Genomic DNA, 26,283 nt, shown 5'->3' with positions numbered 1-26,283 from the left:
TTACCGAGGCGCTTACGCGTTGATCGCGTCGATGCGCAGCTCAGTGTAGTTCTGGCGGTGGCCGCCGTGCTTTTGGTAGTGCTTCCGGCGACGCATCTTGAAGATGGTGACCTTGGCATGACGACCGTGCGACACAACGGTGGCCTTGACGGAAGCCCCACTGACCAGCGGCGTACCGAACTGAATCGATTCGCCTTCGCCCACTGCGAGAACCTGGTCGAGCGTGATTTCAGCGTCAATGTCAGCCGGTATCTGTTCTACTTTGAGTTTTTCGCCAACGGCAACCTTGTACTGCTTGCCGCCGGTTTTTATGACCGCGTACATTGAGAACCTCACTCTGGATCCAATTTTTCCGCACACCACGCGCGGAAAACACGTGATTATACATGGGCTTAGCATCCAAGTCAAAGCCGATCGACGATTGCCGCGCGCGGGCTTCGGCCGGACGGCCAAAATCGCGCCGCCGGTACGTCTGACAGACCGGCATATCGCGGATTCGACTTATAATCCGCGGCATCACCCAATTCCATCATCATGTCGTCGTCCACCGCCTCCCCCACCCTCAGCGCCGCCCACCTGCTCGCCCCGATCACCAGCGACATGGAGCAGGTGAATCGCGTTATCCGGCAAAGCCTCGCGTCCGACGTGCTGCTGATCAACCAGATCGCCGAATACATCATCGGCGCGGGCGGCAAGCGGCTGCGTCCGGCGTTGCTGCTGCTCGTCGCCGGCGCGCTCGGCGAAACGTCGCACCAGCGGCACGTGCTGGCCGCCGTCGTCGAGTTCATCCACACGGCCACGCTGCTGCATGACGACGTCGTCGACGAATCCGAGCTGCGCCGCGGCCGCCAGACGGCCAATGCGCTGTTCGGCAACGCGGCGAGCGTGCTGGTAGGCGACTACCTCTACTCGCGCTCGTTCGAGATGATGGTCGGCGTCGGCAAGATGCGCGTGATGGAGATCCTGTCCGAAGCGACGACGATCATTTCGGAAGGCGAGGTGCTGCAGCTCCTCAACATGCACGACGCGGACGTCGACGAAACGCGCTACATGCAGGTGATCCGCTACAAGACGGCGAAGCTGTTCGAGGCGTCGGCGCGCCTGGGCGCGGTGCTCGCGGGCGCCGATGCGCCGACCGAGGCCGCCGCCGCCGAATACGGCCGCCGGATCGGCACCGCGTTCCAGATCATGGACGACTGGCTCGACTATGCGGGCACCGCCGAGGCAATGGGCAAGAATGCCGGCGACGACCTGCGCGAAGGCAAGCCGACGCTGCCGCTCATCTATCTGATCGAGCGCGGCACGCCCGAACAGTCGGCGCTCGCACGCGAGGCGATCGAACACGGCGGCACCGATCGCTTCGACACGATTTTCGAAGCGATCACGCGCTCGGGCGCGCTCGATCACACGCTTGAATGCGCACGCCAGGAAGCGCAGGCGGCCGCCGCGGCGATTGCCGCGTTCCCCGATTCGATCTACAAGGAAAGCCTGCTCGGGTTGTGCTCATACTCGACGTCGCGGCAATCGTAAACACGCCGCGAACGCGAAGCGATGCGTTGTCTCGAAAATTTTCTTCATCAAAGTATTCCCTTTTAGAAAAAACATCGTTATAGTTACGTTCTTGCTTGTGACGACGCAGCGATTCTTAACGAAGACGGCGAAGTCAGAAGAGCAAAAATCGGGGTGTAGCTTAGCCTGGTAGAGCGCTACGTTCGGGACGTAGAGGCCGGAGGTTCGAATCCTCTCACCCCGACCAGATTTAAAAAAACCGTGCACCGCGTGCACGGTTTTTTTTCGTCCGGCCGCCGCGGGCCCTCGTGTCGCGCGCGACACATCGCGGTCGCCGGCCTCTGCTATATTTCCCCCATCCCTGTCCTTCACTGCCCTTTCCAACGCGTGGACCAAATTCCCTTATGGGCGCAAATCGGCGCCGTCTTCCTGCTTCTTCTCTGTTCCAGCTTCTTTTCCATTTCCGAGACCGCGATGATGGCGCTCAACCGCCATCGGCTGAAGCATCTCGCCGGCCAGGGCGCACTCGGCGCGAAAACCACGCAGGGGCTTCTCACGCGCACTGACTTGCTGCTCAGCGTGATCCTGATCGGCAACAACCTGTTCAACACGATCATCCCGGTCCTCACGACGTCGCTCGCGCTCCATACGTTCGGCCGCAACAACCTCGCGCTGTCGATCGCCACCGGCGTCGTCGCGTTCCTGATCATCGTGTTCGCGGAAATCGCACCGAAGATCGTCGGCGCGACGTTCCCCGAACGCATCGCGCTGCCCGCGAGCCTCGTGATCGCCCCGCTGATGCGCGTGTTCAAGCCGGTCGTGTGGTTCGTCAACGCGCTCGCGAACGGCGTGCTGTGGGTACTGCGCATCAACACGAAGACAGGCCGCGACCAGCGGATGTCGGCCGACGAGCTGCGCGCCATCGTGCTCGAATCGAGCAGTTTCATGCCGACCAAGCACCGCAGCATCCTGCTCAACCTGTTCGACCTCGAGAACATCACGGTCGACGACGTGATGGTGCCGCGCCGCCAGATCGAGTCGCTCAACTTCTACGCGCCGCTCGACGACATCCTGCATCAGCTCGAAACCTGCTATCACAACCGGCTGGTCGTCTACGAAGGCGACATCGACAAGGTGCTCGGCGTGCTGCACGTGCGCAAGACGCTCACCGGGCTGCACAACCAGGATTTCGACCGCGAGACGCTCCGCGCGCTGCTCGCCGAACCGTACTACGTGCCGTCCGGCACGCCGGTGGTCCAGCAGCTCCAGTTCTTCCAGGAAACCCGGCAGCGCACCGCGCTCGTCGTCAACGAGTACGGCGAACTCCAAGGGCTCGTCACGCCCGAGGACATCATCGAGGAACTGATCGGCGAATTCACGACGTCGATGCCGCGCAGCGAACGCGCGGGCGGCTGGGACGAGAACGGCGAATGCATCGTGTCGGCCAGCATGCCGCTGCGCGAGCTGAACCGCTGGCTGCACCTGAAACTGCCGACCGACGGGCCGAAGACGCTGAACGGACTGGTACTCGAGATCCTCGAGGAAATTCCGGAAGACGACGTGTGCCTGAAAATCGGCGACGTGATGCTCGAGGTGATGCGCAGCGACGATCAGGCAGTACGCACCGTCAAGCTCTTCAAGCCGCGCGGCACGCGTACCGGGCGCGCCGCCTCGCGCTAGGGCCGGTTCACGCTAATAACGGGCTAGCGCTAGCCGAACGGCCGACTGCCGGCGCCGGCCGCGACGCGCGATGATCTGCGCATCACGGTCAACTGGCGGCCAGCGTGCCGGCTCACATGCACTTTCCTTCCTCCGCGGCGTCGCTGCACGCGCGGTCGGCGCCCGCGCACGCCGACGCGCCGCCCGCCGACGCGCCCCATGCACTCGATGCGGCCCAGCTCGACGATGCCCCCGCCGTACGGCTGCTGACGGACACGCTGCACGCGGCGCGCGTGCGCGACGCGTCGGACATCCACGTCGAGCCGTTCGAAGCCGGCTGGCGCATCCGTCTGCGCATCGACGGCGTGCTGCATGAACACGCGCGACCGCCGCTGCACCTGCGCGATGCGCTCGTCACGCGGATCAAGGTGCTCTCGCGCATGGACATCGCCGAGCGGCGGCTTCCGCAGGACGGCCGGCTGCGCATCGCGATCGACGGCGGCACGCGCGGCGACTATCGTGTCAGTTCGCTGCCCACGCTGTTCGGCGAAAAGCTCGTGCTGCGGCGGCTCGAAACGCTGCCGCCCGATCTCACGCTGGCCAACCTCGGCTTCGATGCGCGGCAGGCGGCCGCGATGGAGGCCGCGATCCGCGCGCCGCATGGCCTCGTGCTCGTCACGGGCCCGACCGGCAGCGGCAAGACGCTGTCGCTCTACTGCGCACTGCAAATGCTCGATCGCGACGCGCACAACGTCTGCACGGTCGAGGATCCCGCCGAGATCCAGCTCGACGGAATCAATCAGGTCGGCGTCGCCGACAAGGCGGGGCTCACGTTCGCGACGGCGCTGCGCGCGCTGTTGCGACAGGACCCGGACGTCATCATGGTCGGCGAGATTCGCGATGCGGAGACGGCCGACGTCGCGATCAAGGCCGCGCAGACCGGCCATCTCGTGTTGTCGACGCTGCACACGAACGACGCGCCGGCAGCCGTCGCGCGGCTGCTCGACATCGGCGTCGCGCCGTACAACCTCGCCGCCGCGCTGCTCCTCGTCACCGCGCAACGCCTCGTCCGGCGCCTGTGCGTTCATTGCCGCGCGCCTTCGGACGCATCGGCGCGCGCGCTGCGGGAATCCGGCTGCGACCCGGCGGCGCTGGCGGCCGGCTGGCGGCCGTTCGTCGCGCGCGGCTGTTCCGCCTGTCACGGGATCGGCTATCGCGGCCGCATCGGCCTGCATCAGACGATGCCGGTCTCACCCGCGCTGGCCGAGCGCATCGTCGCGCGGGCGAGCGTCGGCGAACTCGCGCACTGCGTGGCGGCCGAGGGCGTGCGCACGCTACGCGACGCGGCATTCGCGCGCGTCATGGACGGCACGACGAGCCTCGCGGAAGCCGTCGCCGCCACCCCCGCCGCGTGAACGTGCGCACGCCGCCGCGCGAAACCCGCTTCGCATGGCGCGGCCGCCATCGCGACGGCTCTCCACGCCGCGGGATCGTCATCGCGTTCGACGCCTCGGCCGCGCGCGCCACGCTCGCGCGCGACGGCATCGCGGTACTGTCGCTCGACGTCCGCGGGCCGGCCCGTCCGCCTACGGCGGCCGCGCGCGACATCACGCGCTTCACGCGCCAGCTCGCGAGCCTGCTGCAGGCCGGCCTGCCGCTCGCGCCGTCGCTCGAGATGCTCGCGCGCACCCGCACGCGCGACGGCGTGCCGCGCATTGCCGCGGGTCTCGCCCGCGAGATCGTCGGCGGCCGGCGCTTCGCCGATGCGCTCGCACGCTATCCATCGCAATTCGGCACGCTGTATCGTCAGTTGATCGAGGTCGGCGAAGCGTCCGGTTCGCTCGGCGTCGTGCTGACACGGGTCGCGGAACACCGCGAGCGCACCGATGCGCAATGGCGCAAGCTGCGCGCCGCACTCGCGTATCCGGCCGCCGTCATCCTGTTCGGGCTCGCGATCTCCGCTGCATTGATGATGTGGGTCGTGCCGACCTTCCGGCAGATCTTCGACGGTTTCGGCGCCGCGCTGCCCGCGCCGACCCGCGCGCTGCTCGCGCTGTCCTCCGCGCTGTCGGTGTGGGGCGGCGTACTCCTGGCCGGCGCGGCCGCCACGGGCCTTGCCGCGCGGCACGCGCTGCGGCGCTCGGCCGCGCTGCGTCACGCGCTCGCGCGGCGCCTGCTGCGCGCTCCGCTCGCAGGCAGCGCGCTCGAGCGATACGCTGCCGCACGCTGGTGCCGCTCGCTGGCGACCCTGCTCGGCGCCGGCGTGCCGCTCGCCGATGCGTTCGCCACGCTGGAGCGCACGGCCGGCCACCCGGTGTTCGCGCACGCCACCGCGCACATCGCCGCACGCGTGTTGCGCGGCGTACGTCTGGCCGATGCGATGCATTCGGCCGGCTGCTTTCCGGACGACGTCGTGCAGCCGATCGCCGTCGCCGAGGAAACCGGTGCGCTCGACACGATGCTCGCCGACATCGCCGCGCTGTGCGAACGCCAGCTGGACGCGCGCCTCGATGCGCTCGCGGCGCTCGGCGAACCGTTGATCGTGATCGTGCTGGGCGCACTCGTCGGCGGTCTCGTGATCGCGATGTATCTGCCGATCCTTCAACTCGGCAACGTGGTGTAGCATCGCAACCGATTCTGTCGCCTTTTAAGTCCGAACCTTGAGCCTCATGACGCCCGCGCCCCTGTCCGCCGTTTCCGATTCGCCCGAGAGCACGCTGCTCGCGCTGGCGATGCTGCCGCCCGCGCTGCAGTATGCGTTCGCGGTCGTCGTCGGCCTTTGCATCGGCAGCTTCCTGAACGTGGTCGTGCACCGGTTGCCCGTGATGATGCAGCGCGCGTGGCAGGCCGAGATCGCCGAGGCGACGGGCACCGCGAGCGCCCCGCCCGACGACGGTTATCCGCCGCGCTACGATCTGTGGCGCCCGCGCAGTGCCTGCCCGCATTGCGGCCACGTATTGCGCGCGTGGGAAAACATCCCGCTCGTCAGCTACCTGATGCTGCGCGGGCGCTGCCGGCGCTGCGGCCATGCGATCGGCATCCGCTACGTGCTCGTCGAGATCGCTTGCGCAGGGCTCGCCGCCGGCTCGCTCGCGGCGTTCGGCCCGACCGTCGCCGCGCTTGCCGCGTTCGCGTTGTGCGCGGCGCTGCTCTCGATGAGCGCGATCGATATCCGGACCGGCTACCTGCCCGACTCGATGACGCTGCCGCTGCTGTGGGCAGGGCTCGTGCTGAACCTCGGCGGCACCTTCACGTCGCTGCGCTCGGCCGTGATCGGCGCGATGGCCGGCTACCTGTTCCTGTGGTCGATCTACTGGCTGTTCAAATGGCTGCGCGGCATCGAGGGCATCGGTTTCGGCGACCTGAAGCTGCTTGCCGCGCTCGGCGCATGGATGGGCTGGGCCGCGCTGCCGCAGGTCGTGCTGTTCGCGGCGGTGACCGGCGCGATCGTCGGGCTCGTCGCAACCTGGCGCGGCCGCATGCGCTTCGAGGAGCCGATTCCGTTCGGCCCGTTCCTCGCGGCCGGCGGCGTCGCCACGCTGTTTTTCGGCACCCCTTTCTATGCGGCGCTCGGAGGCTGACATGTTTTCCGTAGGACTCACGGGCGGCATCGGCAGCGGCAAGACGACCGTTGCCGACCTGTTCGGCGCCCGTGGCGCATCGCTCGTCGATACCGACCTGATTGCCCACCGCATCACCGCGCCGGGCGGCCTCGCGATGCCCGCGATCGAGCAGGCTTTCGGTCGCGACTTCGTGGCCGCCGACGGCTCGCTCGATCGCGCGAAGATGCGCACGCTGATCTTCAGCGACGACGCCGCGCGCCGGCGCCTCGAAGCGATCACGCATCCGCTGATCCGCGCGGAGACCGATCGCGACGCGCGCAAAGCGCGGGGCCCGTACGTAATGTTCGTCGTGCCGCTGCTCGTCGAGTCGGGCACCTGGAAGGCGCGCAGCGATCGCGTGCTCGTCGTCGACTGCCCGGTCGAAACGCAGATCGCGCGCGTGATGCGGCGCAACGGTTTCACGCGCGAACAGGTCGAAGCGATCATCGCGCGACAGGCGTCGCGCGAAGCCCGCCTCGCAGCGGCCGACGACGTGATCGTCAACGACGCGCTCACGCCCGACGCGCTCGCCGCGCAGGTCGATGCACTGCACCAACGCTATGTCGAATTCGCGGCCGCCGCGCACTGAGCATCGCGCGCAATCGTGATGGTGTACGAAATTGGCGCGTTGCTAGGGTAGAGAGGGGGCATTAGAATGTCCTTCATTGTTTCAATCCCTACCCAAGAGGCGAGCGCGCTTGATTCTTTACGAGTATCCGTTCAACGAGCGAATTCGCACGCTGTTGCGTCTCGAAGATCTGTTCGAGCGCTTCACGTTCTTTTTGGCTCAGGAGGACCCGCGTGAACACCACGTCGCGCTGACGACGCTGTTCGAAATCGCCGAGGTAACGGGCCGCGCGGACCTGAAATCGGATCTGATGAAGGAGCTCGAACGTCAGCGCCAGACGCTCGCCCCCTTTCGCGGCAATCCGGGCATCGAGCAGAACGCGCTCGAAGCCGTGCTCGGTGAAATCGAGCAAACGCTCGCGAATCTCGCGCAGATGCAGGGCAAGACCGGCCAGCACCTCGTCGACAACGAGTGGCTCGCCAGCATCCGCAGCCGCGCGGTGATTCCGGGCGGTACCTGCAAGTTCGACCTGCCGTCGTACTACGCGTGGCAGCAATGGCCTGCGGAGCAGCGGCGCCAGGACATCGCGAAGTGGGTCCTGCCGATGCTACCGTTGCGCGACGCCGCGGCGATCGTGCTGCGGCTCGCGCGCGAATCGGGTCAGGCGTCGAAGGTCATGGCGATGCAGGGCAGCTACCAGCAGATGCTGTCCGGCCGCACCTACCAGCTGATGCAGGTACGGGTGCCGCCGGAGCTGCGCGTCATTCCCGAAGCGAGCGCCAACAAATACATGCTGTGGGTGCGGTTCACCATGCAGGACGGCGATGTACGGCCGCGCGCGGTGGACATCGACGTGCCGTTCCATCTGACACTGTGTAATCTGTAACGGCCACGTGCCGGATCGATGCTTTCGTATGACTACCGTTGTGAAATGTCCTTCGTGCGGCGCCGAAGTGCGCTGGACGCCTGAAAACAAGTTCCGTCCCTTCTGTTCGGCCCGCTGCAAGCAGCTCGACCTCGGCGCATGGGCCGCGGAAAAGTATCGGATCGGCGGCGCCTCCGACGAGGGTCCGTCGTCGGAAGAAGACGGCACGGACAACCGCCGCGACAGCTGAGCGACGCCCCCGTCCGCCGATACGGCCCGCCTTTCCGGCAGGCCGCCGCGGCGTCATTGCGACGCCGCTTCCTTCTCGAGCAGTTCGAGCACCGGCAGCGCCGCCGGCAACAGCGGCGCAACCTCGACCGGCAGTTGCTGCCACACGAACGCCTGCCCTTCCTTGCTGTGCGGCTCGCCCGTCCAGCCCGTCACCTTGCAGAAATAGAGCCGCACATACGCGTGCGGATAATCGTGCTCGAGCGTGTGCCAGCGATGGCTGGCCGTGACTTCGATGCCGAGTTCCTCGTGCAGCTCGCGCGCCAGCGCGTCCTCGACGCTTTCGCCGGCCTCCAGCTTGCCGCCCGGAAACTCCCAGTAACCTTCATACGGCTTGCCCGGCAGGCGCTGCGCGAGCAGATAACGCCCGTCCGGCTGCACCATCACGCCGACCGCGACTTCCGTCACCTTGCGGCCGTCCGGCGCCCGCACGGCGCCCTGTGCCAGATCCGCGCTCATGCCTGCTCCTTGCGGCCCGACCAGTCCCGTGCGAACTGCCACGCGACGCGGCCCGAACGCGAGCCGCGCTCGAGCGCCCATACGAGCGCGTCGCCGCGCGCGGTCTCGATCTCCGCATCCGGGCAGCCGAAGTGACGCAGCCAGTGCGCGACGATGTCGAGGTAGTCGTCCTGCTTGAACGGATAGAAGCTGACCCACAGGCCGAAGCGCTCCGACAGCGAGATCTTCTCCTCGACGACTTCGCCGGGGTGAATCTCGCCGTCCGGCAGATGCTTGTACGATTCGTTGTCGCTCATGTACTCGGGCAGCAGATGGCGGCGGTTCGACGTCGCGTAGATCAGCACGTTGTCCGACTGCGCGGCGATCGACCCGTCCAGCGCGACCTTCAGCGCCTTGTAGCCCGATTCGCCGTCCTCGAACGACAGGTCGTCGCAAAACACGATAAACCGCTCCGGACGCTGCGAGATCAGGTCGACGATGTCGCCGAGATCGTGCAGGTCGTCCTTGTCGACTTCGATCAGCCGCAGCCCGTCGTTCGCGTACGCATTCAAGCACGCCTTGATCAGCGACGACTTGCCGGTGCCGCGCGCGCCGGTCAACAGCACGTTGTTGGCCGGCTTGCGCTGCACGAACTGCCGCGTGTTCTGGTCGATCAGCGCTTTCTGGCGATCGATGTTGTGCAGGTCGCCGAGCGTGATCGACGACACGGCCGGTACCGGCTGCAGGTAGCCGCGCCCCTGGCGCTTGCGCCAGCGGAACGCGTGCGCCGCGTTCCAGTCGATGGCCGCCGGTGCGGGCGGCAGCATCCCTTCGAGACGGCCGAGCAGCGCTTCCGCGCGCGTCAGAAACTGTTCAAGCTTGTCCATGTCGTTCGAGCGCTCCCGATCAGGAGCGGTAATCCGCGTTGATGCTCACGTAATCGTGCGACAGGTCGCACGTCCAGACGGTGGCCTGCGCGTCGCCACGGCCGAGCAGCACGCGGATCGTGATCTCGCTCTGCTTCATCACGCGCTGGCCGTCCTCTTCCTGGTAGGCCGGGTTGCGGCCGCCCGCCTTCGCGACGAGCACGTCGTCCAGATAGAGGTCGATCTTGCCGACGTCGAGATCCGCGACGCCCGCATAGCCGATCGCCGCGAGAATCCGGCCCAGGTTGGGGTCGGATGCGTAGAAGGCCGTCTTCACGAGCGGCGAATGGCCGATCGCGTACGCGATCTGGCGGCATTCGGCGACGCTCTTGCCGCCTTCGACCTGCACCGTCATGAATTTCGTCGCGCCTTCGCCGTCGCGCACGATCAGTTGCGACAACACCTGCGCGACTTCCGTCACCGCGTCGCGCAGCGCCGCATAGGCCGGCGAATCGGTCGACGTGATGGCCGGCAGCGAGCTCTTGCCCGATGCGATCAGGATGAACGAGTCGTTCGTCGACGTGTCGCCGTCGATCGTGATGCAGTTGAACGAGCGGTCGGCGACTTCCTTCACCAGCATGTCGAGCACCGGCTGCGCGACGTTCGCGTCGAACGCGAGGAAGCCGAGCATCGTCGCCATGTTCGGCTTGATCATGCCCGCGCCCTTGCTGATGCCCGTCAGCGTGACCGTGTGACCGTCGATCGTCACCTGGCGCGACGTCGCCTTCGGCAGCGTGTCGGTCGTCATGATCGCCTGCGCGGCGTCGAACCAGTTCGCGGCCTGGCGGTTCGCGAGCGCGGCCGGCAGGCCGGCCTTCAGGCGGTCGATCGGCAGCGGCTCGAGGATCACGCCGGTCGAGAACGGCAGCACCTGCGCCGGTGCGATGCCCGCGAGACGCGCGAGCTCCGTGCAGGTCTCGCGTGCGTTCACGAGGCCCGGCTCGCCGGTGCCCGCGTTCGCATTGCCCGTATTCACGACCAGCGCGCGGATGCCCGCGCCGCCCGCACGGACCTTCGCCAGGTGCTCGCGGCAGACGGTGACCGGCGCCGCGCAGAAACGATTTTCGGTGAACACGCCCGCGACCGTCGCGCCTTCGTCGACGGAAATGACCAGCACGTCCTTGCGATTCGGCTTGCGGATGTTCGCTTCCGCCCAGCCGAGCGTGACGCCGGCGACGGGATGCAGTTGGGCGGGATCGATCGACGGAAAATTGACAGCCATGGGGCACACCTGCCGGATGGAAAATGCCGGCATGCGCCGGCATCGATTGGAAGAACCGGCGGCCGCACGCGCGGGCCGCCACAACTCACATCACTGACTCGAAGCTGCGAACGACGCGGCACGCGTGACGCGCGCCGCCGCCGATCATGACAGCTTCCCGTGACATTGCTTGTACTTCTTGCCGCTGCCGCACGGGCACGGGTCGTTGCGGCCGACCTTCGGCATTTCGCCGCCGGGGCCGCTGTGCGTCATCGCGCTGCCGACCATGTCGGCCGTCGCCGTGGCCGCCGCGGCGGCCGTGACGTTCGCGACCGGCGCACCGGCGTCCGCGTAGTCGGCGTGCTGGTATTCGACGTTCTCGAGATGACCGCCGCGCTCCTCGATCTGCTCGGCCGCCTCCTCGAGCTGCTCCGGCGACTGGATCTGCACGTTCATCACGACGCGCGTGACTTCCTGCTTGATCGCGTCGAGCATCGCGGCGAACAGCTCGAACGCCTCGCGCTTGTACTCCTGCTTCGGATTCTTCTGCGCATAGCCGCGCAGATGGATGCCCTGACGCAGGTGGTCGAGCGCCGCGAGGTGCTCGCGCCACAGGCGGTCGACCGTCTGCAGCATCACCGAACGCTCGAACGCGCTGAACGATTCGCGGCCGACCAGCGCGACCTTCGCGTCGTACTGCTCGTCGGCGGCCGTCGTCACCGCGTCGAGAATCTCCTCGGCCGTGATCGACGACGACTCGTTCACCATTTCCTGGATCGCGAGGTCGAGCTGCCAGTCGTTGCGCAGCGCTTCCTCGAGCTCGGGTACGTCCCACTGCTCTTCGATGCTGCCTTCCGGCACGAACTGGCGGACGACTTCGGTGATCACGCCGTGACGCATCGCGGTGATCGTCTCGGTGATGTCGTGCGCCTCGAGCAGTTCGTTGCGCTGCTGGTAGATCACCTTGCGCTGGTCGTTCGACACGTCGTCGTATTCGAGAAGCTGCTTGCGGATGTCGAAGTTGCGCGCTTCGACCTTGCGCTGCGCCGATTCGATCGACCGCGTGACGATACCCGCCTCGATCGCCTCGCCTTCCGGCATCTTCAGGCGATCCATGATCGAGCGCACGCGGTCGCCCGCGAAGATGCGCAGCAGCGGATCGTCGAGCGACAGATAGAAGCGCGACGAGCCCGGATCGCCCTGGCGGCCCGCACGGCCGCGCAGCTGGTTGTCGATCCGGCGCGATTCGTGGCGCTCGGTACCGATGATGTGCAGGCCGCCCGCGGCCTTCACCTGCTCGTGCAGCGTTTCCCACTCGTCGTGCAGCTGCTTGATGCGGCGTGCCTTTTCGTCGGCCGGGATCGCGTCGTCGGCGTCGATGAACGCGGCCTGCTTCTCGGCGTTGCCGCCGAGCACGATGTCGGTACCGCGACCGGCCATGTTGGTCGCGATCGTGATGCGCTTCGGACGGCCGGCTTCCGCGACGATCGCCGCTTCACGCTCGTGCTGCTTCGCGTTCAGCACTTCGTGCGGCAGCCCGGCCTGCTTCAGCAGGTGCGACAGCAGCTCGGAGTTCTCGATCGAGGTCGTGCCCACCAGCACCGGCTGGCCGCGCTCGTAGCAGTCGCGGATGTCGCGGATCACCGCGTCGTAGCGCTCCTTGGCCGTCTTGTAGATCTGGTCCTGCTTGTCGATCCGCTTCGGCGGGCGGTTGGTCGGGATCACGACCGTCTCGAGGCCGTAGATCTCGTTGAATTCGTACGCTTCGGTGTCCGCGGTGCCGGTCATGCCGGCCAGCTTCGCGTACATCCGGAAGTAGTTCTGGAACGTGATCGACGCGAGCGTCTGGTTCTCGCTCTGGATCTTCACGTGCTCCTTCGCCTCGACCGCCTGGTGCAGGCCGTCGGACCAGCGGCGGCCGGCCATCAGGCGGCCCGTGAATTCGTCGACGATGACCACTTCGCCGTTCTGCACGACGTAGTGCTGATCCTTGTGGAACAGCGTGTGGGCGCGCAGCGCGGCGTACACGTGGTGCATCAGCGTGATGTTCTGCGGCGCGTACAGGCTCTCGCCCTCGCCGATCAGGCCCCATTCGGCGAGCAGGCGCTCGGCCTTCTCGTGGCCCGATTCCGTCAGGAATACCTGGCGCGCCTTCTCGTCGAGCGTGTAGTCGCCCGGCTTCTCGACGCCTGTGCCGTCGGCCTTCTCTTCGCCGATCTGGCGCTCGAGCAGCGGCGGCAGTGCGTTCATCCGCACGTACAGCTCGGTGTGATCCTCGGCCTGGCCCGAAATGATCAGCGGCGTCCGCGCTTCGTCGATCAGGATCGAGTCCACTTCGTCGACGACTGCAAAATTCAGTGCCCGCTGCACGCGCGCGTCGGTCTCGTAGACCATGTTGTCGCGCAGGTAGTCGAAGCCGAATTCGTTGTTCGTGCCGTACGTGATGTCCGCCGCGTACGCCTGCTGCTTCTGGTCGTGCTCCATGCCGGACAGGTTGATGCCGACCGACAGACCGAGGAAGTTGTAGAGGCGCGCCATCCATTCGGCGTCGCGCTGCGCGAGGTAATCGTTGACGGTCACGACGTGCACGCCGCGGCCGGCCAGCGCGTTCAGGTACACGGGCAGCGTCGCGACGAGCGTCTTGCCCTCGCCGGTGCGCATTTCCGCGATCTTGCCGTAGTGGAGCACCATGCCGCCGATCATCTGCACGTCGAAGTGCCGCATCTTCAGCACGCGGCGGCTCGCCTCGCGACAGACCGCGAAGGCCTCGGGCAACAGCTTGTCGAGCGACTCGCCGGCCGCGACCCGCTGGCGGAATTCGTCCGTCTTGCCGCGCAACTGGTCGTCCGTCAGCTGCTCGATCTGCGTTTCGAGCGCATTGATCGTCGCGACGGTCTTTTGGTATTGCTTGACGAGCCGCTGGTTGCGGCTGCCAAAAATTTTCTGGAGAAAACCGGTTGTCATCGGATCGGATCCTGCGTCGCAGCACCGGCGCCCGGCGCGTGGTACGCGCCCCGGCGCCCGAGCCTCGGCGGCTTAGCGAATTAGTGGACTCAAACGACGAATTTTAGCACGCGGGGCCGCATGCGCCTGCGTCCCGGCCGGACGGCCATTGCGCGCCGGGGCCGGGTGGGCGTGGGCGAAAGCCGCCCGTGCGCGGGCCGGCGCGGGTACAATCGGCTGCAACGTCCGCGCGCGTGCGCGCTCGAAGAAAGCCTCGATGAACCGATTTTCCAAGCGTTTCGGCCCGCTCGCCGCCTATCGCCCGCAACCCGTGTCCGAAGTGCTCGGTCGTACCGACGCATTCGCGGCGCTGCGCGCCGGCGTCGAGCAGATCGCGTCGCTGCAGCGCGACCTCGGCGCGTGCCTGCCCGACTATCTGGCGAATCACGTCGAACCGGGCTTCATCAAGGACGGCACCCTGACCCTCTTTGCCGCGCACAATGCGCTGGCCGCCCGGCTGCGACAAGTCGAAGTGCGACTGCTCGGCGATCTCCAGAAGCGCGGCTGGCCCGTGACGACGCTGCGCGTGCGCGTGCGGCCGAAGGACGCGCCGGAGCCGCCGCACGTGAAGCAGGCGCGGATGACGTCAACCGGCGCCGCCGCGCTGCGCGACCTCGCCGACCACCTCGAACCGTCGCCGCTGCAGGCTGCGCTCGCACGGATGGCGGCGCGGCACGGCGCGAAACCGCGCTGACTGCCCCGGCCGCCAGCGGCGGCCAGCCAACAAAAAAGCGACCCGAGGGTCGCTTTTTTATCGCTTGCGGTAACGAATGCCGGTCACGCGAAGGCCGTCTGCGCGTCGAACGCGAACCCCTTCGGCGCAGCCTGCGGATCGTCGAACGTCACGATCTCGTACGCGTCTTCGTGTGCGAGCAGTTCGCGCAGCAGCGCATTGTTCAGCCCGTGGCCCGACTTGTACGCGGTGTACGATGCCAGCAGCGGATGGCCGACCACGTAGAGGTCGCCGATCGCATCGAGCATCTTGTGCTTCACGAACTCGTCGTCGTAGCGCAGCCCGTCGTTGTTCAGGATCCGGTACTCGTCGAGCACGATCGCGTTGTCCATGCTGCCGCCGCGGGCGAGACCCAGCTCGCGCATCATTTCGACTTCATGGGCAAAACCGAACGTGCGCGCGCGCGCGATCTCGCGCACGTACGACGTATTCGCGAAATCGACCTCCAATTCCTGGCCGGTCTTGTCGACGGCCGGGTGACGGAAGTCGATCGTGAACTTCAGCTTGAAGCCGAAATACGGATCGAGACGCGCGAACTTGTCGCCATCGCGGATTTCGACCGGCTTCTTCACCTGGATGAAGCGCTTCGGCGCGTTCTGCTCTTCGATGCCGGCGGATTGAATCAGGAACACGAAGGACGCGGCGCTGCCGTCCATGATCGGGATTTCCTCGGCCGTCACGTCGACATAGAGGTTGTCGATGCCGAGGCCGGCGCACGCCGACATCAGGTGCTCGACCGTCGACACGCGCGCGCCATCCTTCTGCAGCACCGACGCGAGCCGCGTGTCGCCGATCGACATCGCGGAGGCCGGGATATCGACGGGCGTGGGCAGGTCGACGCGCGTGAACACGATACCCGTGCCCGGCGCAGCCGGACGGAGCGTCAGTTCGACCTTGCGGCCCGAGTGGAGACCGATACCCACGGTCTTCACGATGGATTTGATGGTGCGCTGCTTCAACATGGTCTTCTTCGTCTTGATTGAAGATATCAATCAGGAGTTATATTCGATAGGCGAGATTATAGCGTAATTCCCAATTCAACGCTGTTTGAAACTGCGTATCAATCTGTTTCGTCTGTTTACCCGCGCCGATACGGGACGGGCCAATGCCCGGAACGGAGGCGTTTCCGGTCATCGGCCCGTGTTACAACTGCCCTGCGGCCGGTGAGCAGCGTTGCCGGAAGGCAACGGCGCACCGCACGATCAGGACGTCAACGTCGCGAGAACACTCGCCGCATCGCTCACTTCGAACTTGCCCGGCGCCTCGACGGCCAGCGTCTTGACCACACCGCCGTCAATCACCATCGCGTAGCGCAGGGAACGAATTCCCATGCCACGCGCGGACAAATCCTGCGTCAGCCCCAGCGCATGAGTGAAAGCCGCGCTGCCGTCCGCCATCATGCGCACCTTGCCCGCGGTGTGCAGATCACGTCCCCATGCGCCCATCACGAATGCGTCGTTGACGGACACGCACCAGATCTCGTCGATCCCCGCCGCGCGCAGTTGCTCGGCGTGTTCGACGTAGCCCGGCACATGCTGCGCCGAGCAGGTCGGCGTGAACGCGCCCGGCAATCCGAAGATCACCACCCGCTTTCCCGCAACCTGGTCGCGCACGCTGTAGGCGTTCGGCCCCAGCGTGCACCCTTCGCGCGCATCGTCGATGAACTCGAACAATTGCGCGTCGGGCAGCGCGTCGCCCACTTGAATCATGGCTGGTCCCTCATAGCGATACGGTTTTTCAGCGTGTCGCGGACAGCACGGCCCATCCCGCTCCGCTCACGCGAAGAGGGCACGTTTCCCGGCCCGGCGTCGCATCCGACGCGGCCTGTCGTGGTCCGTGGCATCCGTCACGCCGGCGTTACCGCGGCAACTTCGCCGCGGCTTCGCCTGTGTGCGTCGTCAGTCAGCCTGCTTGCGCAGGAAAGCCGGGATGTCGTACGTGTCCACCCCCTTCTCCTGCAGCGCCTGCACGTGCGATGCCGCGGTTTCGCGCGAGTTGCGCCACACCGCCGGCGTATCGAGCGCGCCGTAGTCGGCCGTGCTGACGTGTTGCGCCGGCGCATAGCCGTGCGACACCGCGCTGACCGGCTGGTTGTCCGTACCCGTGCGCAGCAGCGTCATCGGTGCCGACTGCTGCTTCTTCGCCGCACGGCCCAGCCCCGTCGCCACGACCGTCACGCGCAGTGCATCGCCCATCGCGTCGTCGTACACCGCACCGAAGATCACCGTCGCATCTTCCGCCGCGTAGCTCTTGATCGTGTTCATCACTTCGCGCGTTTCCGACAGGCGCAGCGAACGGCTCGACGTGATGTTGACCAGCACGCCGCGCGCGCCCGACAGATCGACGCCTTCGAGCAGCGGGCTCGCCACGGCCTGTTCCGCCGCGAGGCGTGCGCGATCGACGCCGGCAACCGTCGCCGTGCCCATCATCGCCTTGCCCTGCTCGCCCATCACCGTCTTCACGTCTTCGAAGTCGACGTTCACGAGGCCGTCGACGTTGATGATTTCCGCGATACCCGCCACCGCGTTGTTCAACACGTCGTCCGCGCACTGGAAGCACTTGTCCATCTCGGCGTCATCGCCCATCACGTCGAACAGCTTGTCGTTCAGGACGACGATCAGCGAGTCGACGTGATCCTCCAGTTGCTGCGAGCCTGCTTCGGCGACGCGCATGCGCTTGCCGCCCTCGAACTCGAACGGCTTGCTGACGACACCGACCGTCAGAATGCCCATCTCCTTCGCGATCTGCGCGACCACCGGTGCCGCGCCCGTGCCCGTGCCACCACCCATGCCGGCCGTGATGAACACCATGTGCGCGCCGCGCAGTGCGTCGGCGATGCGCTCGCGCGCTTCTTCCGCTGCCGCACGACCCATTTCCGGCTTCGCACCGGCGCCCAGACCCGTGTTGCCGAGCTGGATCACCGACGATGCGCGCGAACGCGACAGCGCCTGCGCGTCCGTGTTCATCACGATGAAGTCGACGCCCTGCACGCCGCGGTTGATCATGTGCTGGACGGCATTGCCGCCAGCGCCGCCAACGCCGACCACCTTGATGATGGTGCCGTTGGTCTCGGTTTCCAGCATTTCGAATTCCATTGTTGCCTCCGTCAAGAGAATGACTGCTACTCGGCCGTTATTCGGCAGGAGATCGGGCAACCCCCTGTCGCGCGCCAGCCGCCGGCACCAGCGCGAATTTCGATTCGGTATTTCAGAAGTTGCTCAGGAACCATTCCTTCATCCGCGAGAACACCTGCCCCGCGTTGCCGGACTGCACGGCGACCTTGCGGCCGCGCATGCGCTGCGCACTGCCTTCGACGAGCAGCCCCATCGCCGTCGAGTAGCGCGGATTGCGCACGACGTCGGACAGGCCGCCTGCATATTCAGGCGCACCGATGCGCACCGGCTTCAGGAAAATGTCTTCGCCGAGCTCGACCATGCCCGGCATCATCGACGCGCCGCCGGTAATGACCACGCCGGAGCTCAGGAGTTCTTCGTAACCCGATTCGCGCACGACCTGCTGCACGAGCGAGAACAGTTCCTCGACGCGCGGCTCGATCACGGCCGCGAGCGCCTGGCGCGACAGCGTGCGCGGGCCGCGTTCGCCGAGGCCCGGCACTTCCACCATTTCGTCCGGATCGGCAAGCGCCTGCTTCGCGATCCCGTAGCCGACCTTGATGTCTTCCGCATCCGGCGTCGGCGTGCGCAGCGCCATCGCGATGTCGCTCGTGATCTGGTCGCCAGCGATCGGAATCACCGCCGTGTGGCGGATCGCGCCTTCGGCGAAGATCGCGATGTCGGTCGTGCCGCCGCCGATGTCGACCAGCACCACGCCGAGATCCTTCTCGTCTTCGGTCAGCACCGCCAGCGACGACGCGAGCGGCTGCAGGATCAGGTCGTTCACTTCCAGCCCGCAGCGGCGCACGCACTTGACGATGTTCTGCGCGGCGCTCACCGCGCCCGTCACGATGTGCACCTTCACTTCCAGCCGGATGCCGCTCATCCCGATCGGCTCGCGCACGTCTTCCTGGCCGTCGATGATGAATTCCTGCGTGAGGATGTGCAGCACCTGCTGGTCGGTCGGGATGTTGATCGCCTTCGCGGTCTCGATCACGCGCGCGACGTCCGTCTGCGTGACTTCCTTGTCCTTGATCGCGACCATCCCGCTCGAGTTGAAGCTGCGGATGTGACTGCCCGCGATCCCGGTGAACACGTTGGTGATCTTGCAGTCGGCCATCAGCTCGGCTTCCTCGAGCGCGCGCTGGATCGACTGCACGGTGGCCTCGATGTTGACCACCACACCTTTCTTCAGACCCTTCGACTCGCTCTGGCCGAGACCGATCACCTCGTAGTGACCCTCGCCCTTCAGCTCGGCGACGATGGCCACCACCTTCGACGTGCCGATGTCGAGGGAAACCAGCAGATCCTTGTAGTCTTTGCTCATAAAGTGCTCTTGCGTGTGATCTCTCGTTACTTCTTGCGCTTGTCGGTATCGGTCAGGAACCGCATGCCTGCCGCGCGAATCGCGAATCCGTTCGGATAGCGCAGGTCCGCGTACTCGATGTCGTTGCCCCAACGCTCCGTGACGGCCGGCCACGCGGCGACCAGACGCTGGCTCCGGTCATGCAGCGTGTCGCTGTTGCGTTCCTTGCCCAGCTCGACCTGCATGCCGTTCGACAGCTTCACCGTCCACGCGTACCGCGCCGACAGCGTCACTTCTTCCGGCGCCGCCTTCAGCGGCGCGAACCATTTCCCGAAGTCGCGATACCGCGTGACGACTTCCTTCGCACTGCCTTCCGGGCCGTCGAACGCCGGCAGTTCCTGCTCCAGCTCGCCCTGGTTCGCGGTGAACAGCTCGCCGTCGACGCTCACCAGTTGATCGCTGCCCCAGGTCCCGAGCGGTTTGTACTCCTCGAGCGTGACAGCCAGCGCATTCGGCCACACCCGGCGCACGCTCGCGTGACGCACCCACGGCATCTGCTCGAACGCCGCGCGCGCCGTATCGAGATCGACCGTGAAGAAATTGCCCTTCAGCCGGCCGACCACGCCCGCGCGCACCGTGGGCGAATTGATGTGCTCGGTGTCGCCGTCGATCCGGATCTCCCGCAGCGCGAACGTCGGGCGCTGGATCAGCCAGTAGCAGCCGGCCGCCGCCAACACGAGCAGCAGCAGCGCGTACAGCGCGCTGGCGGCAAGGTTGAGTTGGCGAACGTTGTTCCACATACGTCGTTCCGTTCCTGCGTCAGTCGTTGAGCGTGAGCGACAGCACCTTCACGACCAGCTCCGAATAGCCGATGCCGACCGCGCGCGCGGCCTTCGGCGGCAGCGAGTGGTCGGTCATCCCGGGGGCCGTGTTCACTTCCAGGAAATACGCATTGCCGGCCGCGTCGACCATGAAATCCGCGCGCCCCCAGTCGGTGCAGCCGAGCACGTCGAACGCGCGACGCGCGATGCGCTTCAGTTCCGCTTCCTGTTCCGCCGGCAGGCCGCACGGGATCAGGTACTGCGTATCGTCGGCGACGTACTTCGCGTGATAGTCGTAGAACTCGCCGGCCGGCACGATCTTGATCAGCGGCAGGTCGAGATCGCCGGCGATGCACGCGGTGTATTCGCCGCCGCCTTCGATGCTCTTCTCGACGATCACGATCTTGTCGTGCGTCGCGGCTTCCGACAGTGCGGCGGGCAACGCGTCGGCCGTCTTCACCTTCAACACCGCAACGCTCGAACCTTCACTCGCCGGCTTCACGAACAGCGGCAGGCCGAGCTTCGCGACGATCTCCGTCGCGCGCGCCGCGTAGTCGTCACCGCGCATCACCGTCTCGAACGGCGGTGTCGGCACGCCCGTCTGCTGCCACACGAGCTTCGTGCGGAACTTGTCGAGGCCGAGCGCCGACCCGAGCACGCCGCTGCCCGTGTAGCGGATCCCGTAGAAATCGAGCGCGCCCTGGATCTGGCCGTTCTCGCCGTAGCCGCCGTGCAGCGCGTTGAACGCGCGCACGAAGCCTTCGTCCTTCAGCGCCGACAGCGGCCGCTCGGCCGGGTCGAACGGATGCGCGTCGACGCCTGCGTCGCGCAGGCCCTGCAGCACGAGGCGGCCCGAGGTGAGCGACACCTCGCGCTCGGCGGATTCGCCGCCGAACAACACCGCCACCTTGCCGAAACGTTTCGGATCGATCCCGCTCATGTCATCCCTTCTGTTGCGTGTTCTGCACGACCTTCGCCGGCACGCCGCCGATCGAACCCGCGCCCATCGTGATCACCACGTCGCCGTTCTGCGCGACCTTCGCCAATGCGTCCGGCACGTCGTCGACCGTCGCGACGAACACCGGGTCGACCTTCCCCGCCGTGCGCAGCGCACGCGACAGCGCGTCGCCGCTGGCCGTCGGGATCGCGGCCTCGCCGGCCGCGTAGACTTCCGTCAGCACCAGCGCATCGACCGTCGACAGCACGTTGACGAAATCGTCGAAGCAGTCGCGCGTGCGCGTGTAGCGGTGCGGCTGGAACGCCAGCACGAGGCGGCGGCCCGGGAACGCGCCGCGCGCGGCCGCGATCGTCGCTGCCATCTCGACCGGGTGATGACCGTAATCGTCGATCAGCGTGTACTGGCCGCCGTCCGCGCTCGGCACGTCGCCGTAACGCTGGAAGCGCCGGCCGACGCCGTTGAATTCCGCCAGCGCCAGCTGGATCGCGTCGTCCGACACGCCGAGATCGGTCGCGATCGCGATCGCCGCGAGCGCGTTCTGCACGTTGTGCAGGCCCGGCATGTTCAGCACGACCGCGAGCGGCGCACGCCCTTCGCGGATCACCGTGAAGTGCATCCGGCCGTCGCGCGCGTCGATGTCTTCCGCGCGCACCTGCGCGTCCGGCGACAGGCCGTAGCGCACGACCGGCTTCGAGATGAACGGGATGATCTGCCGCACGTTCGGATCGTCGACGCACACGACCGCGCTGCCGTAGAACGGCAGGCGCTGCGTGAATTCGATGAACGCCTGCTTCAGCCGCGCGAAATCGTGGCCGTAGGTGTCCATGTGGTCGGCATCGATGTTCGTGATGACTTCGATCACCGGATACAGGTTCAGGAACGACGCATCCGACTCGTCGGCCTCGGCGACGATGAAGTCGCCCGTGCCGAGCCGTGCGTTCGCGCCGGCGCTGATCAGCCGGCCGCCGATCACGAAGGTCGGGTCCAGCCCGCCCGCCGCGAGCACGCTCGCGACGAGGCTCGTCGTCGTGGTCTTGCCATGCGTGCCGGCGATCGCGATGCCCTGCTTCAGGCGCATCAGCTCGGCCAGCATCACCGCGCGCTGCACGATCGGCACGCCCTGGTGGCGCGCGGCCAGCACTTCCGGGTTGTCCGAGCGCACGGCCGTCGACACGACGACCGCGTTCGCGCCCTCGATGTTCGCCGCGTCGTGGCCGATCGCGACCCGCGCGCCCAGCGCCTCGAGGCGATCGGTCACCGCATTGCGCGACAGGTCGGAGCCGCTGACCTCGTAGCCGAGGTTGACGAGCACTTCGGCGATGCCGCTCATGCCCGCGCCGCCGATCCCGACGAAATGAATGTGTTTGACGATGTGTTTCATTGCAGTTGTTCCAGGTTCGCGCCGGCCGCCTTCGCGCACACGCGCGCGACTTCGTCGGTGGCCTCGGGCTTCGCGAGCGAGCGCGAACGTTCCGCCATCTCCGCGAGCGATGCCCGCGACTGGCTGCGCAGCCAGTCGGCGAGCAGTTCCGCCGACAGGTCGCGTTGTTGCACCAGCACGGCCGCGCCCGCATCGGCGAGGAACGCGGCGTTGGTCGTCTGGTGATCGTCGACCGCGTACGGGAACGGCACGAACAGCGCCGCCACGCCCACCGCCGCGATCTCCGACACCGTCATCGCGCCCGACCGGCAGATCACCAGATCCGCCGCCGCATACGCGGCCGCCATGTCGTCGATGAACGGCACGAGCCGCACGTCTTCGCCGGCCGCGAAACCGGCCGCTTCGTAATTCGCCTTCAATGCTTCGATGTGCTTCACGCCCGCCTGGTGCACGACGCGCGGGCGCTCGCCCGGCGCCAGCAGCGCCAGCGCGCGCGGCACGACTTCGTTCAGCGCGGCGGCCCCGAGGCTGCCGCCGACGACCAGCACGTTCAACGGGCCGCTGCGCGACGCATAGCGTGCTTGGGGCGGTTCCGTGTGCGCAAGTTCCGCGCGAATCGGGTTACCCGTCCATTCCGCGTGCGGCAGCGCGCCGGGGAACGCGACGAGCACGCGCTTCGCGAGTTTCGCGAGCACCTTGTTCGTCAGGCCGGCGATCGAGTTCTGTTCGTGCAGCACGAGCGGACGCCCCGACAGCGCGGTCATCACGCCCGCCGGGAACGTGATGTAGCCGCCCATCCCGAGCACGACGTCCGGCCGCACGCGGCGCAGCGCGCCGAGGCTCTGCCAGCATGCGCGCAGCAGGTTGACCGGCAGCGTCAGCTTGGTCTTCAGGCCCTTGCCGCGCAGCCCGCCGAACCGCACGTACTCCATCGGAATGCCGTGCTTCGGCACGAGCGTCGCTTCCATCCCGGCCGGATTGCCGAGCCATACGACGCGCCAGCCCGCCGCCTCCATCCGGTGCGCGACCGCGAGCCCCGGGAACACGTGCCCCCCGGTGCCGCCTGCCATCACCATCAGCGTGCGTTGCGACGCGGTCATACCTTCCCTCCGCGCATCAGCACCCGGTTCTCGTAGTCCACGCGCAGCAGCACCGCGAGCGCGACGCAGTTCAGCAAAATGCCCGAACCGCCGTAGCTCACGAGCGGCAGCGTCAGCCCCTTGGTCGGCAGCAGCCCGAGGTTCACGCCCATGTTGATGAACGTCTGCGCGCCGAACCAGATGCCGATGCCCTTCGCCATCAGGCCCGCGAACGTGCGATCGAGCGCGAGCGCCTGGCGGCCGATTTCGAACGCACGGCGCACGATCCAGTAGAACAGCAGGATCACGACCAGCACGCCGACGAAGCCGAGTTCCTCGCCGATCACCGCGAGGATGAAGTCGGTATGCGCTTCCGGCAGGTAATTCAGCTTCTCGACGCTGCCGCCGAGGCCGACGCCGAACCACTCGCCGCGGCCGAACGCGATCAGCGAGTGCGTGAGCTGATAGGCCTTGCCTTGCGCGTAGCGCTCGTCCCACGGATCGAGATACGCGAAGATCCGCTCGCGACGCCACGGCGACAGCCACACAAGCATCGTGAACGTGCCGACCGCCGTCGCGACGAGGCCGCCGAACAGCTTGCCGTTCACGCCGCCGAGAAACAGCACGCCCATCGCGATCGCGGCGACCACCATGAACGCGCCCATGTCCGGCTCGAGCAGCAGCAGCGCGCCGACGAGGCCGACCGCGAACGCCATCGGCAGGAAGCCCTTCGCGAAGCTCTGCATGTATTCCTGCTTGCGCACCGTGTAGTTCGCCGCGTAGATCGTCACCGCGAGCTTCATGATTTCCGACGGCTGCATGTTCGTGATGCCGAGCGGAATCCAGCGGCGCGCACCGTTCACGCCCTTGCCGACGTGCGGGATCAGCACGATCACGAGGCCGACCAGCGCGATCAGGAACAGATGCGGCGCGTATTTATCCCAGGTCGACACCGGCACGCGGAACGCAACCACCGCCGCGATGAACGCGACGGTAAGCGACACGCAGTGGCGCATCAGGAACGCGTAATCGTGATACGACGCGTATTTCGGCGAATCGGGCATCGCGATCGACGCCGAATACACCATCACGACGCCGAGCCCGAGCAGCGCGATCGCGACCCACAGCAGCGAATAGTCGAAATCGAGCATCCGCGAACGGCTCGGACGCACGCCGTTGACGACGCTCGCGAGGCCGCCCGTCGCGGCGCGCGTGGCCGATGCGACGCGGCCGCCCGCGGCATTGCCGCCGGTGTCGCGCCGGTCGTTGAAACGGGAGACGAGGCGATCGGACCAGCTCATGACGTCGCTCCTTTGTCGATGGCGACTTCATCCACCGCCGCGCGGAACACTTCCGCGCGATGGGCGTAGTTCCTGAACATGTCGAGGCTCGCGCACGCGGGCGACAGCAGCACCGCATCGCCCGGCTCGGCCAGCTCGGCCGCCGCGTGCACCGCGCCTTCGAGCGTCGCATGGTCGGAAAGCGGTACGCCCGTTTCGGCGAGCGTGTCGCGGATCGCCGGCGCGTCGCGGCCGATCAGCATCACCGCGCGGCACCAGCGCGCGACCGGCACGACCAGCGGCGCGAAATCCTGCCCCTTGCCGTCGCCGCCCGCGATCAGCACGATCTTCTGCGCGAGTCCGTCGAGCGCGGCCACCGTCGCGCCGACGTTCGTGCCCTTGCTGTCGTCGACGTAGTCGACGTCGTCGATCGTCGCGATCACCTCGACGCGATGCGCTTCGCCGCGGTATTCGCGCAGTGCGTGCAGCAGCGGCGCGGCGGGCAGGTCGATCGCCCGCGCGAGCGCGAACGCGGCCAGCGCGTTCGCCGCGTTGTGCAGCCCGCGGATGCGCAGCGCGTCGGCCGGCATCAGGCGCTTCTGTGCGATGTCGGGCGTATGCGCGTCGCGCTTGCGCCGGCGGGTCGTCGTCGCTTCATCCGGCGCGTCGCGATCGACGGCTTCCACGAGCCACGCGATGCCGTTGTCGCGCGACAGCCCGTAGTCGCCGTCCTGCGTCGGTTCGTTCAGGCCGAACGTGACCGTGCGCGGTGCGTCGGCCGCGCCGGCTGCCGGCGCGAACTTCATCACGGCCGCGTCGTCGCGGTTCAGTACGCGCGTCGTCGTCGCGCCGAAGATCCGGCCCTTTGCCTGCGCGTACGCGTCGAAGCCGCCGTGCCAGTCGAGGTGGTCCTGCGTGATGTTGAGGATCGCGGCCGCATCGGGCGCGAACGTGCGCGCGGTCTCGAGCTGGAAGCTCGACAGTTCGAGCACCCAGACGTCGGGCAGCGCGGTTTCGTCGATCGCGCTCGCGAGCCGATCGAGCATCGCCGGGCTGATGTTGCCCGCGACCGCGACCTGCTTGCCCGAGCGGTGGCACAGCAAGCCCGTGAGGCTCGTGGTCGTGGTCTTGCCGTTGGTACCGGTGATCGCGAGCACCTTCGGCTGGTAGCCGCTCGTGCCGAGCGCGCGCAGCGCCTGCGCGAAGAATTCCAGCTCGCCCCAGACCGCGACACCGCGCTCGTTCGCGGCCGCGACCAGCGCCGCGAGTGCGGGTTCGAGCGGCGACAGCCCGGGGCTCAGCCCGACGATCTCGACGCCGCCGTCGAGCAGCGCGGGCGTGAACGCCCCGCCAACGAACTCCGCATCGATGCCTTCGGCCTGCAGCGCGGCAAGGTTCGGCGGCGCCTCGCGGGTATCGGCAATACGCAGCCGGCACCCGTGCCTCGCGCACCATCGCGCGATCGCGAGACCCGATTCCCCGAGCCCCAGTACGAGCACCATCGGCCGTTGCCGATCTCCAAACATCTCGCCAGACATCCTTGTTACCTTTCC

Annotated in this window: 24 protein-coding genes and 1 tRNA gene; 10 read left to right on the top strand and 15 right to left on the bottom strand. The window is 67.0% G+C overall.

The window, feature by feature from the left end:
- Positions 1-12: 12 nt before the first annotated feature.
- Positions 13-324, bottom strand: coding sequence for a 50S ribosomal protein L21 (gene rplU / locus J8I35_RS13060; RefSeq protein WP_004194344.1), 312 nt, complete (start codon positions 322-324; stop codon positions 13-15).
- Positions 325-534: 210 nt separating this feature from the next.
- Between rplU and J8I35_RS13055 the strand changes: the two genes are divergently transcribed.
- The 9 genes from J8I35_RS13055 (at position 535) to J8I35_RS13015 (ending at position 8,453) form a co-directional block, all read left to right on the top strand.
- On the top strand, positions 535-1,530 hold the full coding sequence (locus tag J8I35_RS13055) for a polyprenyl synthetase family protein (protein ID WP_050013887.1): 996 nt from the start codon (positions 535-537) through the stop codon (positions 1,528-1,530).
- A 149-nt stretch (positions 1,531-1,679) separates the two neighbouring features.
- Positions 1,680-1,756 (top strand) — tRNA-Pro (locus J8I35_RS13050).
- A 140-nt stretch (positions 1,757-1,896) separates the two neighbouring features.
- A complete protein-coding gene (locus J8I35_RS13045; protein ID WP_124556626.1) occupies positions 1,897-3,189 on the top strand; it encodes an HlyC/CorC family transporter in 1,293 nt (430 codons plus the stop codon).
- A gap of 116 nt (positions 3,190-3,305) precedes the next feature.
- Positions 3,306-4,583: an ATPase, T2SS/T4P/T4SS family gene (locus tag J8I35_RS13040; RefSeq protein WP_209925717.1), complete on the top strand. Its 1,278-nt coding sequence runs from the start codon at positions 3,306-3,308 to the stop codon at positions 4,581-4,583.
- Entirely contained in the window at positions 4,580-5,791 is a 1,212-nt protein-coding gene (locus tag J8I35_RS13035) for a type II secretion system F family protein (RefSeq protein ID WP_209925710.1), read from the top strand. The genes J8I35_RS13040 and J8I35_RS13035 overlap by 4 nt, the downstream gene beginning before the upstream one ends.
- Before the next feature lie 46 nt (positions 5,792-5,837).
- Entirely contained in the window at positions 5,838-6,749 is a 912-nt protein-coding gene (locus J8I35_RS13030) for an A24 family peptidase (RefSeq protein ID WP_050013891.1), read from the top strand.
- Position 6,750: 1 nt separating this feature from the next.
- Positions 6,751-7,359, top strand: a complete 609-nt coding sequence (gene coaE / locus J8I35_RS13025) for a dephospho-CoA kinase (RefSeq protein WP_050013892.1) — start codon at positions 6,751-6,753, stop codon at positions 7,357-7,359.
- 109 nt (positions 7,360-7,468) lie between these two features.
- Positions 7,469-8,224, top strand: coding sequence for a cell division protein ZapD (zapD, locus tag J8I35_RS13020; protein ID WP_050013893.1), 756 nt, complete (start codon positions 7,469-7,471; stop codon positions 8,222-8,224).
- 28 nt (positions 8,225-8,252) lie between these two features.
- Positions 8,253-8,453: a DNA gyrase inhibitor YacG gene (locus tag J8I35_RS13015; RefSeq protein ID WP_011544509.1), complete on the top strand. Its 201-nt coding sequence runs from the start codon at positions 8,253-8,255 to the stop codon at positions 8,451-8,453.
- 53 nt (positions 8,454-8,506) lie between these two features.
- Here J8I35_RS13015 and J8I35_RS13010 read toward each other — a convergent pair whose 3' ends face one another.
- The 4 genes from J8I35_RS13010 to secA form a co-directional block, all read right to left on the bottom strand.
- Positions 8,507-8,950, bottom strand: a complete 444-nt coding sequence (locus tag J8I35_RS13010; protein ID WP_209925709.1) for an NUDIX domain-containing protein — start codon at positions 8,948-8,950, stop codon at positions 8,507-8,509.
- Positions 8,947-9,816, bottom strand: a complete 870-nt coding sequence (locus J8I35_RS13005; RefSeq protein ID WP_027783462.1) for an ATP-binding protein — start codon at positions 9,814-9,816, stop codon at positions 8,947-8,949. The genes J8I35_RS13010 and J8I35_RS13005 overlap by 4 nt, the downstream gene beginning before the upstream one ends.
- Positions 9,817-9,835: 19 nt before the next feature.
- A complete protein-coding gene (argJ, locus tag J8I35_RS13000) occupies positions 9,836-11,077 on the bottom strand; it encodes a bifunctional glutamate N-acetyltransferase/amino-acid acetyltransferase ArgJ (RefSeq protein ID WP_209925708.1) in 1,242 nt (413 codons plus the stop codon).
- A gap of 144 nt (positions 11,078-11,221) precedes the next feature.
- A complete protein-coding gene (secA, locus tag J8I35_RS12995; protein ID WP_124556621.1) occupies positions 11,222-14,020 on the bottom strand; it encodes a preprotein translocase subunit SecA in 2,799 nt (932 codons plus the stop codon).
- A gap of 256 nt (positions 14,021-14,276) precedes the next feature.
- On the opposite strand from secA, the gene J8I35_RS12990 reads away from it, so the two are divergent.
- On the top strand, positions 14,277-14,753 hold the full coding sequence (locus J8I35_RS12990) for a DUF721 domain-containing protein (RefSeq protein ID WP_050013898.1): 477 nt from the start codon (positions 14,277-14,279) through the stop codon (positions 14,751-14,753).
- Between the two features lie 83 nt (positions 14,754-14,836).
- Here J8I35_RS12990 and lpxC read toward each other — a convergent pair whose 3' ends face one another.
- The 10 genes from lpxC to murD form a co-directional block, all read right to left on the bottom strand.
- Entirely contained in the window at positions 14,837-15,754 is a 918-nt protein-coding gene (gene lpxC, locus J8I35_RS12985) for a UDP-3-O-acyl-N-acetylglucosamine deacetylase (RefSeq protein ID WP_124556620.1), read from the bottom strand.
- 240 nt (positions 15,755-15,994) lie between these two features.
- A complete protein-coding gene (locus J8I35_RS12980; protein ID WP_011544504.1) occupies positions 15,995-16,501 on the bottom strand; it encodes a peroxiredoxin in 507 nt (168 codons plus the stop codon).
- A 189-nt stretch (positions 16,502-16,690) separates the two neighbouring features.
- Positions 16,691-17,887, bottom strand: a complete 1,197-nt coding sequence (ftsZ, locus tag J8I35_RS12975; RefSeq protein WP_006487140.1) for a cell division protein FtsZ — start codon at positions 17,885-17,887, stop codon at positions 16,691-16,693.
- Positions 17,888-17,999: 112 nt separating this feature from the next.
- Positions 18,000-19,232: a cell division protein FtsA gene (gene ftsA / locus J8I35_RS12970; RefSeq protein ID WP_006487138.1), complete on the bottom strand. Its 1,233-nt coding sequence runs from the start codon at positions 19,230-19,232 to the stop codon at positions 18,000-18,002.
- Positions 19,233-19,258: 26 nt separating this feature from the next.
- Positions 19,259-20,011, bottom strand: coding sequence for a cell division protein FtsQ/DivIB (locus J8I35_RS12965; RefSeq protein ID WP_006477014.1), 753 nt, complete (start codon positions 20,009-20,011; stop codon positions 19,259-19,261).
- Positions 20,012-20,030: 19 nt separating this feature from the next.
- Positions 20,031-20,972, bottom strand: a complete 942-nt coding sequence (locus J8I35_RS12960; RefSeq protein ID WP_050013901.1) for a D-alanine--D-alanine ligase — start codon at positions 20,970-20,972, stop codon at positions 20,031-20,033.
- Between the two features lies 1 nt (position 20,973).
- Positions 20,974-22,371: a UDP-N-acetylmuramate--L-alanine ligase gene (murC, locus tag J8I35_RS12955; protein WP_050013902.1), complete on the bottom strand. Its 1,398-nt coding sequence runs from the start codon at positions 22,369-22,371 to the stop codon at positions 20,974-20,976.
- Positions 22,368-23,471 carry an undecaprenyldiphospho-muramoylpentapeptide beta-N-acetylglucosaminyltransferase gene (gene murG / locus J8I35_RS12950; protein WP_050013903.1) on the bottom strand — a complete coding sequence of 368 codons (1,104 nt, stop codon included), beginning with the start codon at positions 23,469-23,471 and terminating at the stop codon, positions 22,368-22,370. Before murG ends, murC begins: the two co-directional genes overlap by 4 nt.
- Positions 23,468-24,751: a putative lipid II flippase FtsW gene (ftsW, locus tag J8I35_RS12945; RefSeq protein ID WP_050013904.1), complete on the bottom strand. Its 1,284-nt coding sequence runs from the start codon at positions 24,749-24,751 to the stop codon at positions 23,468-23,470. Before ftsW ends, murG begins: the two co-directional genes overlap by 4 nt.
- Positions 24,748-26,256 (bottom strand): UDP-N-acetylmuramoyl-L-alanine--D-glutamate ligase, encoded by a 1,509-nt coding sequence (gene murD, locus J8I35_RS12940; protein WP_209925707.1) that lies wholly within the window; start codon positions 26,254-26,256, stop codon positions 24,748-24,750. Before murD ends, ftsW begins: the two co-directional genes overlap by 4 nt.
- Positions 26,257-26,283 lie beyond the last annotated feature (27 nt).

Source organism: Burkholderia sp. CpTa8-5 (genome assembly GCF_017815045.1).
In the GTDB taxonomy this organism is placed as follows: domain Bacteria; phylum Pseudomonadota; class Gammaproteobacteria; order Burkholderiales; family Burkholderiaceae; genus Burkholderia; species Burkholderia sola.
This window is presented reverse-complemented; position numbering and strand designations above follow the sequence as displayed.